Annotated in this window: 16 protein-coding genes and 1 pseudogene; 5 read left to right on the top strand and 12 right to left on the bottom strand. The window is 35.4% G+C overall.

Going from position 1 to position 16,000, the window contains the following annotated elements:
- Positions 1–79 precede the first annotated feature (79 nt).
- Positions 80–403, top strand: a complete 324-nt coding sequence (locus tag H7K52_RS02380) for a hypothetical protein (RefSeq protein WP_182629635.1) — start codon at positions 80–82, stop codon at positions 401–403.
- On the opposite strand, the gene H7K52_RS02375 is transcribed toward H7K52_RS02380, so the two are convergent.
- The 8 genes from H7K52_RS02375 to H7K52_RS02340 form a co-directional block, all read right to left on the bottom strand.
- The gene (locus tag H7K52_RS02375; RefSeq protein WP_182629634.1) at positions 400–1,218 is read right to left on the bottom strand and encodes a DUF4225 domain-containing protein; all 819 of its coding nucleotides are present in this window, start codon (positions 1,216–1,218) and stop codon (positions 400–402) included. The two genes, H7K52_RS02380 and H7K52_RS02375, sit on opposite strands and share 4 nt — an antisense overlap.
- A gap of 68 nt (positions 1,219–1,286) precedes the next feature.
- Entirely contained in the window at positions 1,287–1,913 is a 627-nt protein-coding gene (locus H7K52_RS02370) for a hypothetical protein (RefSeq protein ID WP_182629633.1), read from the bottom strand.
- Positions 1,914–1,974: 61 nt separating this feature from the next.
- Positions 1,975–3,156, bottom strand: coding sequence for a DUF4236 domain-containing protein (locus H7K52_RS02365; RefSeq protein ID WP_182629632.1), 1,182 nt, complete (start codon positions 3,154–3,156; stop codon positions 1,975–1,977).
- A 165-nt stretch (positions 3,157–3,321) separates the two neighbouring features.
- Positions 3,322–3,969, bottom strand: a complete 648-nt coding sequence (locus tag H7K52_RS02360; protein ID WP_058707759.1) for an EcsC family protein — start codon at positions 3,967–3,969, stop codon at positions 3,322–3,324.
- Positions 3,970–4,104: 135 nt separating this feature from the next.
- The gene (locus H7K52_RS02355; protein ID WP_259400608.1) at positions 4,105–4,686 is read right to left on the bottom strand and encodes a DUF4755 domain-containing protein; all 582 of its coding nucleotides are present in this window, start codon (positions 4,684–4,686) and stop codon (positions 4,105–4,107) included.
- Between the two features lie 296 nt (positions 4,687–4,982).
- A complete protein-coding gene (locus H7K52_RS02350; protein ID WP_259400607.1) occupies positions 4,983–6,089 on the bottom strand; it encodes a relaxase/mobilization nuclease domain-containing protein in 1,107 nt (368 codons plus the stop codon).
- Between the two features lie 9 nt (positions 6,090–6,098).
- Positions 6,099–6,491, bottom strand: a complete 393-nt coding sequence (locus H7K52_RS02345) for a hypothetical protein (RefSeq protein WP_182629629.1) — start codon at positions 6,489–6,491, stop codon at positions 6,099–6,101.
- 202 nt (positions 6,492–6,693) lie between these two features.
- Complete coding sequence (locus tag H7K52_RS02340; RefSeq protein WP_182629628.1) at positions 6,694–7,227, bottom strand: hypothetical protein; 534 nt, start codon at positions 7,225–7,227, stop codon at positions 6,694–6,696.
- Between the two features lie 131 nt (positions 7,228–7,358).
- On the opposite strand from H7K52_RS02340, the gene H7K52_RS02335 reads away from it, so the two are divergent.
- From H7K52_RS02335 to H7K52_RS02325, 3 genes are all read left to right on the top strand, one after another.
- Entirely contained in the window at positions 7,359–7,970 is a 612-nt protein-coding gene (locus H7K52_RS02335) for a hypothetical protein (RefSeq protein ID WP_182629627.1), read from the top strand.
- Between the two features lie 114 nt (positions 7,971–8,084).
- A complete protein-coding gene (locus H7K52_RS02330; protein ID WP_182629626.1) occupies positions 8,085–9,167 on the top strand; it encodes a protein kinase domain-containing protein in 1,083 nt (360 codons plus the stop codon).
- A gap of 9 nt (positions 9,168–9,176) precedes the next feature.
- Entirely contained in the window at positions 9,177–10,820 is a 1,644-nt protein-coding gene (locus H7K52_RS02325; protein WP_182629625.1) for a tetratricopeptide repeat protein, read from the top strand.
- Between the two features lie 61 nt (positions 10,821–10,881).
- Here H7K52_RS02325 and H7K52_RS19025 read toward each other — a convergent pair.
- The 4 genes and pseudogenes from H7K52_RS19025 to H7K52_RS02310 form a co-directional block, all read right to left on the bottom strand.
- A pseudogene (locus H7K52_RS19025) lies at positions 10,882–11,512 on the bottom strand (tyrosine-type recombinase/integrase); the annotation flags it as partial.
- A gap of 97 nt (positions 11,513–11,609) precedes the next feature.
- Complete coding sequence (locus H7K52_RS02320; protein WP_182629624.1) at positions 11,610–12,482, bottom strand: plasmid partitioning protein RepB C-terminal domain-containing protein; 873 nt, start codon at positions 12,480–12,482, stop codon at positions 11,610–11,612.
- A 7-nt stretch (positions 12,483–12,489) separates the two neighbouring features.
- Positions 12,490–13,362, bottom strand: coding sequence for a ParB/RepB/Spo0J family partition protein (locus H7K52_RS02315; RefSeq protein WP_182629623.1), 873 nt, complete (start codon positions 13,360–13,362; stop codon positions 12,490–12,492).
- The gene (locus tag H7K52_RS02310) at positions 13,363–14,895 is read right to left on the bottom strand and encodes a recombinase family protein (protein WP_182629622.1); all 1,533 of its coding nucleotides are present in this window, start codon (positions 14,893–14,895) and stop codon (positions 13,363–13,365) included.
- A 497-nt stretch (positions 14,896–15,392) separates the two neighbouring features.
- Here H7K52_RS02310 and H7K52_RS02305 point away from each other — a divergent pair, with 497 nt between their 5' ends.
- The gene (locus H7K52_RS02305; RefSeq protein ID WP_182629621.1) at positions 15,393–15,788 is read left to right on the top strand and encodes a hypothetical protein; all 396 of its coding nucleotides are present in this window, start codon (positions 15,393–15,395) and stop codon (positions 15,786–15,788) included.
- Positions 15,789–16,000: the final 212 nt, after the last annotated feature.

Genomic DNA, 16,000 nt, shown 5'->3' with positions numbered 1-16,000 from the left:
TTGCAAATGGGTCATATGGCATCTCAGCTTTAATGTATGATATATTTTCTTTTATCTTATGGCTTTTCAGGATGATGAAATGAACGATTTTGAGCAAAAGCTCCTTCAAAATGGATTTTCGGTGAAGGATATCCGTAAGCTTAATGAAATTCTTACCCGAGATGAGAACAAATCAGATACACTTCAGTCTCTTATTCAGGAGCTTAGCAAGCGCTTTTGGGCTGGTATAATTTCGATGCTCATTATTTTATCAGTTTTTATGTATGGTATAGCAAAAGGGCATAAAGAAAGCCTGATTTCTTATGCAATCGTCCTTATCATCGGCGCCATAATCGTTTACTTTGTCATACCAATGAATCTGGCTTGGAAAGCACACAGGTTTGCAGGTAAGATCAAAAGTTAGTTTCCATTTTGATTGTGGTTCATCTGATAGAGGTTCACACCTATAGCGCTACCTTTCCAAATTGCTGTTGCACCTTTTATAGACAAGTCTTGTTTGCTCATCAACTGTACTTGGCGATAGTAATCAGTAGGGAGATACTTAAATATTCTCCAAGCCTCGGGTTTCAAAGTTAATTTGAAAATTCCGTAGTAAGATGTAGTAAGATCAACCACTTGGTAAGCAAGCAGACCCAAGCGTTTATCAAAACCAAAAAACTCAGCTACATCCTCATAAGCTTCAATCACCGGATTGGAAGGGTTCGAAACTCCTCTTAGCTTGTCTATGCTTTCCACCATTGAGCCTGCACCATTAGCAATCATTGCAGAACCAGCAACAACACCGATAACATTGCCACTTAAGAGCGATCCAGCAAACAAGCCTACACCAGCCGCTAACTGAACAGTCCCGAGAACAACTCCTATTCCGTCGATGACATAGCCAATGACCTTTTCATGGTCATGGTAAAACTTCACAGAAGACGATACTAGGGCTTCTCCTGTTCTGAGCATCCGGTCCTGAATCTTTAAGTTTTGGGCTTCTTGCTTAAGATTTTGGATGCATTCCTGACACTTATCATCCGAGGTAGAAGTGCGAATGGTCTGGATCTGCAAGCGGGAGAACTCTCTTATTTCATCCTGAAACTTTACACGGACAAGCGCATCCTTGAGATGGAACTGTGAGAGGGATGTGGCAACATTGACTAAGTGATTAGCCTCAAGACTTGCCATACTTAGAAAATAGTTTGATTGTCTGTTCCTGTCCCAGTAGTTGTCCATGATTAAAAGCCCTTATTAAAAAATTGATAATAATACAAGGATTCTTTGAAAATCAATAACCTTCTTAATTATGATTTACCATAGATATTTGCTTTGATGACAAAATAAACAGGTTTATAATACCAGTTAAGAAGAAACCAGTGGCCTCTACCGGGTTTTCTCTTAAGTTTCTCCATAACATCGATTGCCTCTACCCAAGTAATAGGGTGGCTATCCTTCTTAATGATATCGCAAACATCCTCTTGCTCTATTATTTTAAGTGGCTGCTTGCAATAAATGGAATGTTCGCCCTCATTCTCTTCCGCCAAAAATAAAACTTCTTGATCAACTGATGCATTCTTAGGGATATTAATCCAAATTTTTTTTGAGTCACTGAGTTCATATAAGTTTTTAGCTAATGGGAAACCGCAAAAAACAGTTATGGGCATATTTTTAGCAGCAGCGTTAAATTCAAATATATAGTTATTTATCTTCCCTTGAAGTATGTGATTTTTTTTTGTGTCTACTTTGGGTCTACGTGAAAAGAAGGCAACTAAGTATACATTTTCATAGCCATGCAAATATTTTGAAGTTAAATTACCCTCTCTTGTTTTCCAGTATTGTATTGGGGCATTTTCACCCAAATTTTTAATTAGCTTTGAAAATTCTGGAACTAAAGAAAATTCGACTGTTTTTTCAGAACAAAAACTTATCATATTTGATTTCTCTCCAGTTTTTTGATTAAGAAATATTAAACTAATTATTAGATAAATATGACTAGGTGAGTGAATTTTGATAGTTTTTAAAAAAATCAACAAAATTTTTAGCTGCGTGAGTGTTAGATACCATATATTCTTCTGTTACACCACTTTGAGACCAAAATGTAATATTTCCATAAATACAAATCGGAATTTGATAATTGTCTTTAAATCTACGATCAGGAGAGCCATTCTTGTTCGTTTTAGCCCAAGTATAGCCAGCTATTTCTGTGTCCTTAGGAACATCTTCTTCCTCATGAAATCCATGAGCCTCACAACTGATGTCTAACTCTCTTATATCTACTAAAGCAAATGCCCCATCTACACGAGGGATCACAGCAACACCTGGATAGAGCAAAATATCGTCACCATTGATATTTTCAAAGCGCATAGCCTTTCCTGCGAACTGAATAAGCTCAGTAGAGCTGTAACCGAAACTTACGGGATGACGATTTACAGCTCTCGTTGCGAGAGTTCTTTCCGCGAACTGATCAGTAGACTTATCGGCGGTTATATCCCATTTTTTTATACTGGACTTCAAAGCGTCAAATGCACGAACCATTGCTGCATATGCTCGCTGTGAAGCATCACTGCTTTCGAAGTTTATAGCGATTTTGGTGTTTTCTTCCCACAATTTTAAACGAGATATTTCGGCCTGCGTTTGAGGTAACTTTATCTCAAGTTCAGCAATGCTTTTCTTATAAAACCATCGGAAAAAGCTTGATTTCCGACGTGTTAATTCTTCTTTTTGCAATGATTCTTCTGTAAGAGCTTCTTTCAAATCAGACTTTACTTCTTCTCTTTGCTCTCGTGCTTTAGCAATTAAATCTCTCAAAGGTAAAAGTGAGTTACTTGTTAAAACTTCAACTGATGCACTTGATATCTCATTCATACCGCATTGAGGCATATATATTTTTGCATTGGAAGGAATGTTGTCATCAAATGATTGCGGTATATCGAATAAATGCTTTTGGGATGCAATATCTGGCTCTTCAATGATTGAAGGTTTGGTTTCATAGGGTATAGTCGATGTAGAATATGATAAACCCGAACCAGGCAACCCAAATGTTGCTTTTACCCCTCTTTGTCCGAAATTAACCGTTGCTCCAGGCACTCCTATACTTGCGCTAATACCATTTTTGGAAATGTTAAGACGGACTCCAGGAAAGAGGGTAAATGTTTTTCTGAAGCGGAGAGACATAAGTAATTCCTTGTGATAGTGAGTTAAGGAGTGATAATTTCCGCCCCCTTAACTCATTAATATTTTAGTGCCAAGTTTAAAAATATATTAATGTCGCTCGAAAATTTATATTTTTAAGGCTAAAAACATTTCAGTATTAGTTTCTTTTAGTAAGAATTCTGATTCTCAATTCGACTGTAATGCACTATTTTCAATGAAGGTTTTACGAGCAACATTTCCAACGATATTGGTTGAAACACCATCGAAAGTGCCCCCTATGATCCCGCCTACAATAGGTATCATCTTGCCCAAGTTTATAGCTCCTTTTTCACCAAACTTCGTCAGCAGTCTAAAACCGACCTGCTTATTGATGGCAAAAATGGTTTCTTTTGAAATACTTTTGATCAACTGAGTGGACATTTTCGAACCAATGATGATGCCCGTGCTTTTGAGTATATCTTTTGCGGCATTCCCTGCAAGGCAGCTATAGACAATTGTTTTTACGCGATCATCTTTCACATCATATCCGCCCATGAGAGCGATAGCCGTGATCATGCGGATTTGAACGTAAATGACTGTAGCTATGCTTGCGGGGATTGCTACAGGGAGGGTGATGATTCCCCCAAGGCCGGAAACAAATCCTGTTGTGGCTGATTTAGTATTTTGCCACCGAATGAGGGAGTTTACTTTTTCAACTAAAGTGTCATCACCTTTTAGATAGCTTTCCGCCATTTCATAGGCCGAGTCTGTTCCTGGTATGCTTCCATCCAGAGCCTTATCGTAGGCCCAGTTCAGAGCCTGCATGATTTTACCTTCGTTTAACGCTTCAGCCATTCTAAGTCCCTATTGAAATTTTGTGAAAACATAGAACTTATCGGATTGGTTAAGTTTATCTTTACAGTTAACAGGTAAAAAAAAACCAATCAGATGATTGGTTTTTTAAGTTTTTGATAAATAACATCTTAAAATTTATCTGTTAATTAAGTTGTCAAAAATATGCATCCAGCGCTTAAGTTGCAGTTCCGTATTCCGGATGCCTTCTTGTGAGTTGAAGTCACCCTTTTGGGGAAAGAACATTACTCTCCATTCTGGATACTGAACATCGTCCACTGCGATGTAAAAGCCCGATTCTCTGAAATCATGAGTGCGGTCAAGTTCTTTGTTGATACCAGCCCGTTCTCTCGTAGTAGACAAGTTGTATCGCCACTCTTTGATTGCTGAGAACGGATAGGTCTTTTGTTTGTTCTCTTCCTTGAGATGGATAAGTCCTCTTTGCTGGTCGAGCTTCATAAAAGTGGAACCAAACTCATGACTCCACATACCGTCTTGCTCGCCAAAATGGTCTCTGGTGCTGGCATTCCACTTTTTGATGCGGAATTTTTTATAAGCAAACATCAAGAGCATGATGCTTGCGAAAATCCATACGACTGCAAGCTGGACCAACCCCTGAATTCCAGAGAAATAGAAAATGACAATCGGAAGTGCAATTGCAATCCATACCCGTTTCATCATAAGGAAGTTGGGCTGTTTTACTTCAGTTGTTGCTGTCATAGGTTCGTCCAAGGTTAGTTTCTCTGAATCGAAGGCGCACGTATGCATCAGCTTATTCTGCTGATAAATCAGTGTGCTAGGTGGTTTCGTTTGAAGTTACATTACGGCTAGGAAACAGGGTCTAGCAAATCATTTATACCGATCGATCGCTTTCTTTTGATAGTCAATAGCTATCATGAACAGATAATTGATCAGTAATAACGATCGATCGTTTTTATCTATCAATCTGATTTGAAATGAAAATATTTGTTGTGTTTGGCTTAGGGAATGATTTTAAATATCTGAAAAATAGCCGTTTAAAGAGGTTTAAATTGCGGTTTTCTTGCCGAGTCTTGAGAATTTACCTCAGAAATCTCTGGTGCTTCAGAGTTGCTGGTTCGTATTACGGTCAAGATGAAGTTTCTTTTGAGAGGGTTGAGAATCGTTGAGCCAACAGCTTTTAAACTGGCAACAAGCTCCTCAAGGTAAGGTATCCATTGCAACCAGCGAGATCGGATATGTTCTCTGGAATTTGCCGTAAGGGGCGTTGGTATAACTGTGGGAGGAACTTCAATGGGATTCGAAACGTTTTCATTGTCGGCAATCGACTCAGGAGCAACAGCATCTATTGGTTGAGTGACGGTGATTCGTTTACTCATGTTTGACCAACTGTATGCCTTACCGAGCTGTGATGCCTTAAAAGCGACTCCCTGATGCTCAAATGAAAAACCGTTCATCTTGCCAGTAGATGCGATGTTTGCTGTCGCTGATATGTTTTGCTTTTGTAATTCATATATGAAGTCTTCGATAGTGATGGTATCGAAGAAGGTCAGGATCGCATCTATAGCTTCCTGTATCACTTTTCTAGAAGGTTTCTCTCCGGTCCTGTCCTGCATCATCTTTTCTTTACGAGTGAGCTTGCTTTGCTTCTTGGGCTGTATAGCAGGAGAGGGACCTTTAGTTCGAGTGAGCTGATGATCTTTTTCAAGCTCCTGAATGATACGAGTGCTGATGAGATTCTCGTTCTTACCTAAGTAGAGCTGGCCATCTACTAATACGTTTATACGAGAAGCAATGATGTGTATGTGCTGACCAGCTTCATCATTGTGTAGGACATAACAACGGAGGTGAGTGTGACAGAATCCCATTCGCTTCATGTAGTCATCAGCAATGTTCCTCCATTGTTGATTTGTGAGTGATTCACCGGCAGGGAGACGAAGGGAGTTATGCCAAACTGGTTTAGTAACATCCTCTCTTAGCTTCTGAGTGTTTGCGAACTCAGCGGTCAGCTCGTCTACAGTGATGCCCACAAGATTGCCACCAATCACTACTGGTGTAGTCTTGTGATGAGAAGCAGGGGCAAGCGCATACGAGATGACTCCTCGAAAGTTCTTACCCCTTTTTATTTTATTCATGCCCTTCATCTTGGATGATCACTTTTCAAGTGTCAGCAGAGCATCTCTTACATGCGACAGTTTCAATTTCAAAGCGCTTACTTCATGCGATAGTGGCTGAGCATCTTCGCCTCTGCGAAGCAGGAACGAAGTAAGATCATTCAGTTTCTGTAGCGAACCAGTAAGTTCTTGCCAGGCTTCTTTGTTGATTTCGGGAACAGAAGGGGGTAGTTGCTGAAGAGCTGAAGATCTCAGCCAACAGCTCCTGCTTAGCTGTCCTCTGAACTGGTTTACTTTACTCAGCTCGACTTCGTTTAATCTGACAGTTACTGAGTGTTTGCGAAGACGATTAGGGGGTAATTTTTTAACGGCAGGGTCATTGGTAAATGTAGAAGGGAACTCATCGTCAAAAATAATATTGTGTTCTTTCATATCAACTCCTTTTGATATTATTTCATTAATAGCATATCCATATGTTAACTATAATAAATACCACAAAGATCAATCGCGTCAATGGGTTGGGTTTGGTGTTTTTTGCTTTGATCTTTCTTTTTCAACCGAAGGGCAGAAAAAGCAAGGCAACTGAGCATCGCTCAGTTAGCCCTTGCTTCATTATTTTATCCACTACATTAGGTTACTTAGGTACGATTTTATTTTTTTTCTTATCATTAATTTTTATATCGTTATTAAGTTCATATTGAAATAAAATAAATTCCTGATCTTCAATGACTTTCACTCTTTGATTGAATGCTTCTTGCAAAATACTTTCTTGAAAACTGTGCACGAAATCAGTGTCTTGATATTCTGGAATCGTTTGATATTCTTTATTTATTACCACGTAAAAATCAATTTTCTCTAATTTCTCAATATTGAAATAATCAATTATATGATTTACATAAGCATTCGGATCTATACTTGAAATTTCACACCTTAGAGTTAATTTTACATCTTTGCTTTTATTAAGTTTTTTTGTTTTTTTCAATGCAAAAGAGTAATTATGATGTGTGCTAACTGTTTTTTTCTCAATCTTGTCATATATCATATAAACAGATATAAAGCCACTAGGGCATAAACTTTCTTCTTTAAATAACTGAAGAGTGTTTGGAAGGAACGGAAAAAAATAATCAGGAACACAAACGCGTGAAAGAATAAAACGATTGGAAGACATAAGTCGCTCACATGTTTAATTTTCAATGTCAATAATTTTAGACTGTTTACAATAAATGATCAATGATTTTTGATAGTTGACTTTTCTTGTATATCGATTAGTTAGATATAAAAAAGGAGAATTATGAAACTATGATAATTGAAAGCACTTGTCATTCAAATATTAGTGACAAAATTAAAAAACTTACCAAAGTAAACTCTTATAACAAAATATATATTAACGATAAAAATACAATCTTTTTGAATAATGCTAAGTATTTGGGATTGCAATTAGAAGACTTAAATGTCAACAGGGCTTTCTTTCGGGAAAATTTAGAATCAATAAAACATATACTCTTAACAAAAAATAGTTTTAATATTAAGCACTTGTATTTTGAAATAGGCCATAATAGTCATGTTATTAAATATCCCACAGAAAAAGAGGCTTTAAATATGAACTATCTTCATGATATAGCGAATGATAGTTTTATAGTATCCTTCATTGATCGGTGCAAACATGATGATCAAATTTTTCTGAAAAACATGAACAGATTGTTATCTCTTTTTGATATAAAAAAGGCATTTTATATATTGCAGTATATAGTTGCGTATGATGTTATTAAGTTGAAAACAGCCATAAATCTTTTGAAAATATTCACTCAAAAACTTCTCGATTGTAATGAAAAGTTTAATGAAATCAATAATTTCAGATACATTAATACTTCTGTTGCTAATCTTTTCTCATTGGAATATATTGAAAATTAAATTAGTGTTAACTACATGTTTTTTCGAGGAAATTAAAAATTGTAACACATTGCATTGGTTAACCTTTACTTACGTATTTTTCTGGGTAAGAATACTCCTAAAAAGGAGCATCATATGTCGCATTCCCAAACACCAGCTACAAGATTAGAAGGTATGCTTTTAAAGAATAAGTGGCAAGTATCTAAGAAAATCAGCAGTGGAGAAGATGGAGTTCCAGGGACCGGAGGAAACTTTTCTGTTTCTTATCTTGTTGAAAATAAGGAAGATGGTAAAGTTTATTTTCTAAAAGCTTTTGATTTCATGAGGAGATTGCAACATACAATTGATGCCAAAGGCAATGTTATGGCAGATTTGAATACTCTGACTTCTGTTTATCAGTTCGAAAACATGCTTCATCAATTATGTGATAGTAAAAGACTCAAAAGAATAGTTAGAGTATTAGATGCTGGCGACGAAGTACTAGATAACAACTATATGCATGTTGTTCCTTACTTAATTTTAGAATTGGCTGATCATGGTGATATTAGGAAATATCTATCTACATCAGCTGAAATATCTATTCTTGCTAAGCTACAGCATTTAAAGGATGTTGCTTTAGGACTTATTCAGTTGCATAACTCAAGTATAGCCCATCAAGATATAAAGCCGTCTAATATCATGATTTTCAGTGAGTTAGGTGCGAAAATTGGCGATTTGGGCAGGGCAAGCTTACAAGGTCAACCACAGATACATGATGCATATCCAATTGCTGGTGATCCTTCTTATGCACCTCCTGAACAAATCTACAGTTATAGCGTAAACGAATGGTTCGACAGACGGCAAAGATGCGATTTGTATCAATTCGGCTCTCTTATTACATTTCTTTTTACTGGTTCCACAATTAATACACTCTTGAAATTAAAACTTCCTTCTGACATAGCCCCGAAACGATGGGGAGGAACGGGAAACTCTTATGAGCTTTCTTTGCCTCATCTTACACAAGCTTTTGAGAAAATTTTGACAGAGTTTGATACTGTTAATCCTGAGTGGATGTCTAAAAAATTGAAAGGTATCGTATATCAATGCAGTCATCCTAATTTTAAATTAAGAGGTTCGTCAAAAACTATAACTATGAAGAACCCAGTTTTAGGTATCGAGCGCTTCGTAAGTGACTTTGACCTTATGATAAAAAAAATGAAGCTTGAAGGCATTAAGTGAGAATATGATATGAGCGTATTTAAAAAAGTTGATAGGCGAGATTTGATACCTATATGGAAACACTCCAATGAGGTTTCATCTGTCGAGTTTTTAGCTTTAAAAGCAAGAGACCAGCCTGAAATTGAAAGCTCGTATTTTTCAGAGCTTTTCCATGATTTCAATCACAACAGAACTATTGGAGTTGGTGCTGAACTACTTAATATAGCTATTCTTACTAACAACATATCTCAGGTTAGCCATGTGGCTAATTTTATTTTAAATGACAAAAATTCGCCTTTGAGATTGAAAGATTTGGCGAGACATATTTTAGATGGAAATGCTTTTTTTCCTTTAGAGTCTGTGGGTCGTCTTGCTGAAGATGAGATCCGATTAAAACGTAAATGGTTAAAAGAGCATCCAAAAGATTCATTGAGTTGGATTGATTTAGGCAGGGCATTTGTATCTATCGGAGAACATGAGTCAGCAAGGAAAAGTATACTAACTGGCTTACAACTTTCCAACCATCATCGTTGGATATCGAGGGTTTCCGCAAGGTTTTTCATTAGCATTAATGAAAACGACATTGCTCATAAAATTCTTAAAAAGAATCCTAATTTAACTTCTGATCCCTGGATTTTATCTGCGGAAATTGCAGTGGCAAAAGCTAACGGTAGAAACCCTCAAAATTGGAAAGTTGCGAAGAAATTAACTGAAACTATACAATCTGATTTTCATCTTACAGAATTAAATAGTTGTTTAGCTTCTCTTGAGCTATTAGATGGCAATCAAAAAAAAGCAAAATCTCTTTTTATAAATTCTTTAAAACATCCTAATGCAAATGTTTTGGCTCAAGCTAAATGGGCAGAAAGGACTAGTGATCTTAAAAATTTGGTTGATGATAATTTTTTGAAAAAACAAAAAAATTCAAATGAGGCAAAGTGTTGGGCTTGCTATGCCGAATGTGATATGAAGTCTGCTTTAAAATTCGCTATGTTATGGCAAAAAGAAGAACCTTATACTTGTGAGCCAGCAATATTAAGTAGCTATTTAGCTGGTTTGCTTGATGATTATGAACAAATGGTTAACATTGTTGAGAAAGGTCTAATTGTAGAACCCGAAAATGAGACTTTAAATTTAAATAAATATTTCGCTGAAATATCGTTAGCTGAAATAAAAAATGAACCTTTAACTGTTGAGAAGTTTAGCTTAGTATTAAAGTTTATAAAAAATATATCTCATTCTAAGGACAAGGGGACAATAGCACATGCTTATGCTAATTCGGGATTTATATTCTATAAATTAGGGGACTTTATTTCTGGGAAGGAGTGGTATGAAAAGTCTATCAATATGTTTTTGTCTATAAACCACCCTTCTCAAGTATTAGCTGAAATCAACCATCTTAGGGAAGCCCTAATTTCCAAGTCTCCTTGGGGTGAAAGTTTGTTCGAAAATATTACTAAAAAAGTAGGTAGGGGCGGGCTTTGGAATGATCCTGCAATTAGATTTTATATGTGTAAATTAGAAAAAATAAGGAGAGATCCCTCTAATTGGAGATTTTTACTTACAGAAGATGTAAGTAATATTAACGATGAGGTTTTAGTGAATGATAATACATCAAGATTTAATCTTAGCAATAAAAACCCAACGATCTGGGTAAGTAACAAAAAAAAGTAGAACAGTTTATAATAACTGAAATTTAAGTAAGGGGTTAGTTCGATATTTTATTCATTAAATCTTATAATCCCTTTGGAGTATTTTCTCTTTCTTCAAAATAATGATACCTGTCATACATCCCTTCAACACCTTTGAGTTTATGATTCAAGCATCTTTCTGCTACATGTGGAGGAACTGCCAAATTGCCAATGAATCAAGCAAGCTCCTACTCGTTCTTCTCAGATCATGAACATTTAAATATTCAATATCACCCATAACATTTGTCGGTTGCTTCTTCCTGCCAGGCTCGATAACGAACAACTTCGCTATGGCTCTGTTGAGAGTGTCTTTTCCCATGTGCTGATTTTTACTTGTCCGGCGATTAGGGAAAATATAAGAAGGCGAATCCCATGCTCTAACCTTTATTTTTTCTAAAATCTCAATAGCGATCGGAGGAAGCGATATGACGATACCTACACCGGATTTGCTCCTTTCGTTTAGTAAAAACCATTTTTTTCTTTTAAATTGAATTCGGACCACGGAGCCTCGGTTAACTCACTTTTGCGAACAGCAAGGAGCAATACGAGAGCACAGGCAAGGTAGTTATCACGAGAGAAGATCTCAGAGTGCTCTCTGAACGCTTTAAAAACATAAGCAATCTCTTCTAAGCACAATGCTCTTTCTCTGCTTTTTTTAACTTCTCCGGCATCGCTGTTATTTAAATCTATAGCCTAGATTTTCTTAACTTAAGCGAGTTTGATATCATCCTTGAATAGTTCTAATCCTAAAATCTGTTTATGAAAAAAAGCGTTAAGTTAATTTTTCAATGTCAGATATTTTGGTTAGTTCACTAAGGTAATCTTGTTTATTCCTAAGAAGCCAATGGAAAACCTTAGGGTTTTCGAGTATTTTTTTAATGTGAGAGATAACAATCGTTAGCTTCAAACTATTGGAACCGTAGTTTTCTTTTATCTTTTGTGTATCGAAATGGACCTGAGCCATCTCTTTTTCAAGTCTTTCAATTGCTTTTCTATTACCAGATCTCTCATCAGTGTTAGGTTTACCTTTGTCGTTTAAAAGCTCAGGTGATGAACTGTGATAAAGCGATTGAGCAAAAATCTTTGAATAATTATCAAATTTTATCATCAAGTTTGCACATTCAATTTGCCTAAAAGGAATCATTCTTTTTAAGATCATAAATGTGTTCTTAGGTATATCTCTATCATTAAATAATTCTATAACCTCAGGGCATATGCCTTTAAGAACGGATAGATTACTTTTTAATGAATCGGAGCTTATATTCAAGGCTGAACAGAGCATGTCTTCAGGAACCCCTACTCGAACAGCTTCTTTTAACATTTTCTGAATTTGAATGATTGTGATTCTATTAACTTTTTTATTGGGAGTATAAGTGTCGTAAACAGTTGAAACGAGACAAGCAACTCTTTCTTCTCCAATATCTTTTAATGCCTCAACTCTCAGATGACCATCAAGGATTTTTGCAGTGCCATCAGCCCCATCAATGTAAATCAGTATAGGTTCGACTAATCCAAGTGCAGATATCGTGCTCTTTATTTGAATGTATTTTTGGCTACTTTTATAATTGGTAGGAGGTTTTTTTGTATAAATAAGATCAGATAATTTAAAGCTAACTGTTTTTTCATTAAAGCAGTATTTAATCATTTTAACCTCAGCAAGAAGTATTCTTCATTATAACTTTAACTACTTCATTTAAATTCTCTTCGCTTAAGATTTTAATAAAATCTTCGTTATCAGATAACTCTTTGAATATTTGACTGGCTATGAGTAAGATTCTCTCGACATATTCAGCTTTGTTTTTAATTTTTCTGTGCTGTGAAATATTATCTTGATATATCTGTTTAAGCTCATCAGTAGTGAGTTTTTTCTTTTTCTTTGCAACTCCGAAACTATTGTTCAGAAATCCTTTCAAACCTTCATCTCTGGAGTCCAATATATCTCTGATTTTACCAACATCTTTATGTTTTATTAAACCTTCATCAAAAGCTTTGATTAGTAATTCTTGCCCACCTTCGAAGTCTACTCTGGCAATTTCAACTGCAAGCGAGATTGGAATGCTTCCTGATTCTACAGCAGATAATAGTTTGTTTTCTCCTTTGCTAATTAGCATAGTCAGGCTGGTAATCCAGTGCAATGATAGGCCAGTAGAATAGGATATTTCTTTGTTAGATAAACCTTGCTCATTCATTTCTTTTATTCGTTGAAACTGCTCGCCCGCCCTTGGTATTACGCGAGCCATATTTTCAACCAAACTCATTATGTATGCTTTGTTTTCATCAATGTCCAGTATGAAAGCAGGTATTAGCTTTTCTCCCAAAGCTGAGAGTGATTCAAGTCTACCCTGACCACAAATTAAGGCAAATTCGTATTTTCTATCCGCAATCCTTCTTACTGTTATTGGTTTTCTTAATCCACTTGTATCAATACTATCTGTTATCTCAGCATGTTTGAACTTGTTCCGGGATCGTGGAATTACAACTTTTATTTTTGATATTTCGAGCATGTGAATTTGGTCGTCATTCATTTATGCCACCTCCATTTCCGTAGTTGAAAGCATATCAAAGAAGGTCCTGATGTTATCAAATCTATACATTTCAAATAGAAGGTTATTATTCTCTTTTAGACTCAGTTCATTTTCAAAACTTTCAAGCGAAGGTAGAATGTAATAATCTACAGGTTCGGTATTAAGACTGTTCATTCTTGCAATCACACTAACCTCAGGATTTAGCCCCCTGTCTAATCTAACAATCCATCTATATTTTCCAGATTCCATTTTTCTACATCGAGAAAGTATTATGGTAAAGGTTAAGCTTTTGTTTATGGTGATTAGTTTATTATCTAATATAGATATTTCGCTGTTATTAATTTCTTGGTGTATTTTATTTATAATATGGTCATGTTTAATACGTAGGGATGAGTTTATTTCTAAATAACGGTAATCTCGTTCGGGTGTGTAATTTATCAGCTTATATGCTGGTAGAAGTCCTCCAAAGCGGCTTGCTACTACACTGCTTGATGGACCATTATCCTCTTCATCTATGATAAAACCTGATATTTTTCCATGAGTCGAAAGGATCTTTTTTAAAAATTCAAGAATCTCTTCATTGCTCATTTTTATTGAGCGGTTATTAATAATTTCTTTCGCTAACCTAAATTTTTCTTCAGAAATTATGGGTTTAAAAAAGGAATTATACTCAATCCAATCTTCTTCAGGATTTTGAACTCTTTTAGTTTTCAGTTTCTGAGATGTTCGATTATATGTATACTTACCAGTATAGCGATTATTTATAAGCACAGAATGTATCCGGCTTCGTGTCCAATCCGATTTGTCGCTGTATTTATATCCTTCTTGGTTTAGTTTTGAAGCAATGAGATACTCATTCAATCCTTCAAAAATAAACATGTTAAATATTTTCTTTACTAAGTCCGTTTCTTTTTTACTTCCTGGCACTAAGACTATCCTATCTGTTTGCAGACTCTTTCTCTCACCATTGTTGAGTATCATTTTCGCTTTGTTATTATTATCAAGTAACTTTCTTTTAAGTCCGTATCCAGGCACTCCACCTTGATAGTATCCTCGCTTAACAAGATTTACATGTCCGGCAAATACTTTGATTGAAAGGTTTTTACTAAAGGCTCCCGCAGCATACATAAGTGATGAAAGTATGAACGTCTCAGTATCACTATTCGCAGGAAGATTTTCAGCACAGTAGATGACATCTACCTTATTCATTTTTAATAGATATTTATAGTAGATTCCTTCTTGTGGATCTTTAAAGCGACCAAAACGGCTTACATCATATACAAGCACAGCATCAATATTGATTTCCTTAGTGAGTATGTCGTTGATTAACTTATTAAAATCATGCCTTCCTGACGTGGATACACCGCTTTTTCCTGCATCATCATAGGTATGCAAGATTTCCATATTGTTGTCGTCAGCATACTTTTTTATGAACTGAGCTTGGTTATCTAACGAAAATTCCTGAAGATTTGTAGACATCCGTAGATATTGGGCTACTTTAACCTTCTGTTTTTGCTCTATTTTATTGTCCATTGCAATGCCTTGGTGCAACTGTGGAATACTGATTTGTATAAAAATTGATCAATTCTTTATCAGTTGCAACTCTTTTTTCTTTTCTCATGGCATATTTTCAAATGGGCCATCTCTCAACTTATCTGTGAGAGTAAGCGCTTAAGGTTGCGGGAGTTAGGACAGTATGAAATAGGAAGAATTCATAGAAATTCACCTATAAAGTGTGAATTAATAGTAGGGCGTTTTAAAGATGAGAGAGCCATATTGTGAAAGAGTTCGGAGGAGCATATTTTTTGGATAATATTGCCTGGTTGATATTGAGGATAAAACTTATTGAATAAAATGAATAAATCAAAAATAAACACATCAATATTTTTTTCAATGATACTGTCTATAAGAATTAAGCAAAAATATCAGAATATGATTTCTCTTTGGTTATAAATTAATTGAGTGGGTTTGACTTTTATAAAAAATAAGATTAATAGTTTAATGATTTTCGATTAAAAAGGAGATTTACTATGGATAAGAAAGAAATAACAGATGATGATATAAAAGAAGTCGTGGTTAGGCTTGGAGAGACTACATCACAATTACTTATTGAAAGAGGAGTATATGACCACTTCAAAAAATTTCCAGGGTGGAATATAGTAATCGATATTTTTAGGAAATATTTTGAACTTGAGTTTGCTGAAAAAGCACTGTTCATAATAAATAACTTTGATTTATCAGGTCATTATACCGAATCAAATGGTAGGGTTGAGCATTGGATCGTAGAAGAATTGTTTGATAATAATTTTGAGAACAACCTTGAGGACATGCTGGTCAGAAGAAGGGTTAAAGAAGAAAAAACTAAGGTAAGTAGCATATTAAGTCCTGATGATGGTGAGCATGATAATTTTAAAAAAAGATTATAAAGTATATGTAAATTATTTTTCTTTAAAATATAAAAGCCAAGCATTGATTGCTGGCTTTTATTCGGTTTGAGTTTATTAGTCTAAATCGCGAAGTTTCTTATCACAAATATCAGATTTATTTCGATATGCTCATTAGCAACCTCTTTGAGTTTATCTTACAAAGGAAAGCTTTAAATTCTTAATAGATATTCGCAGCCCACATTGAGTTATCG

Origin of the sequence: Pantoea hericii (assembly GCF_014155795.1) — a bacterium.
GTDB lineage: Bacteria > Pseudomonadota > Gammaproteobacteria > Enterobacterales > Enterobacteriaceae > Pantoea > Pantoea eucalypti.
This window is presented reverse-complemented; position numbering and strand designations above follow the sequence as displayed.

Excerpts from the sequence above, each read along its gene's own strand:
- H7K52_RS02320 (WP_182629624.1), bottom strand. The coding sequence starts at position 12,482 with ATGATTAAATACTGCTTTAATGAAAAAACAGTTAGCTTTAAATTATCT.
- H7K52_RS02350 (WP_259400607.1), bottom strand. The coding sequence starts at position 6,089 with ATGAAGGGCATGAATAAAATAAAAAGGGGTAAGAACTTTCGAGGAGTC.
- H7K52_RS02375 (WP_182629634.1), bottom strand. The coding sequence starts at position 1,218 with ATGGACAACTACTGGGACAGGAACAGACAATCAAACTATTTTCTAAGT.
- H7K52_RS02315 (WP_182629623.1), bottom strand. The coding sequence starts at position 13,362 with ATGAATGACGACCAAATTCACATGCTCGAAATATCAAAAATAAAAGTT.
- H7K52_RS02360 (WP_058707759.1), bottom strand. The coding sequence starts at position 3,969 with ATGGCTGAAGCGTTAAACGAAGGTAAAATCATGCAGGCTCTGAACTGG.
- H7K52_RS02330 (WP_182629626.1), top strand. The coding sequence starts at position 8,085 with ATGTCGCATTCCCAAACACCAGCTACAAGATTAGAAGGTATGCTTTTA.
- H7K52_RS02380 (WP_182629635.1), top strand. The coding sequence starts at position 80 with ATGAACGATTTTGAGCAAAAGCTCCTTCAAAATGGATTTTCGGTGAAG.
- H7K52_RS02345 (WP_182629629.1), bottom strand. The coding sequence starts at position 6,491 with ATGAAAGAACACAATATTATTTTTGACGATGAGTTCCCTTCTACATTT.
- H7K52_RS02355 (WP_259400608.1), bottom strand. The coding sequence starts at position 4,686 with ATGACAGCAACAACTGAAGTAAAACAGCCCAACTTCCTTATGATGAAA.
- H7K52_RS02335 (WP_182629627.1), top strand. The coding sequence starts at position 7,359 with ATGATAATTGAAAGCACTTGTCATTCAAATATTAGTGACAAAATTAAA.
- H7K52_RS02365 (WP_182629632.1), bottom strand. The coding sequence starts at position 3,156 with ATGTCTCTCCGCTTCAGAAAAACATTTACCCTCTTTCCTGGAGTCCGT.
- H7K52_RS02370 (WP_182629633.1), bottom strand. The coding sequence starts at position 1,913 with ATGATAAGTTTTTGTTCTGAAAAAACAGTCGAATTTTCTTTAGTTCCA.
- H7K52_RS02305 (WP_182629621.1), top strand. The coding sequence starts at position 15,393 with ATGGATAAGAAAGAAATAACAGATGATGATATAAAAGAAGTCGTGGTT.
- H7K52_RS02310 (WP_182629622.1), bottom strand. The coding sequence starts at position 14,895 with ATGGACAATAAAATAGAGCAAAAACAGAAGGTTAAAGTAGCCCAATAT.
- H7K52_RS02325 (WP_182629625.1), top strand. The coding sequence starts at position 9,177 with ATGAGCGTATTTAAAAAAGTTGATAGGCGAGATTTGATACCTATATGG.
- H7K52_RS02340 (WP_182629628.1), bottom strand. The coding sequence starts at position 7,227 with ATGTCTTCCAATCGTTTTATTCTTTCACGCGTTTGTGTTCCTGATTAT.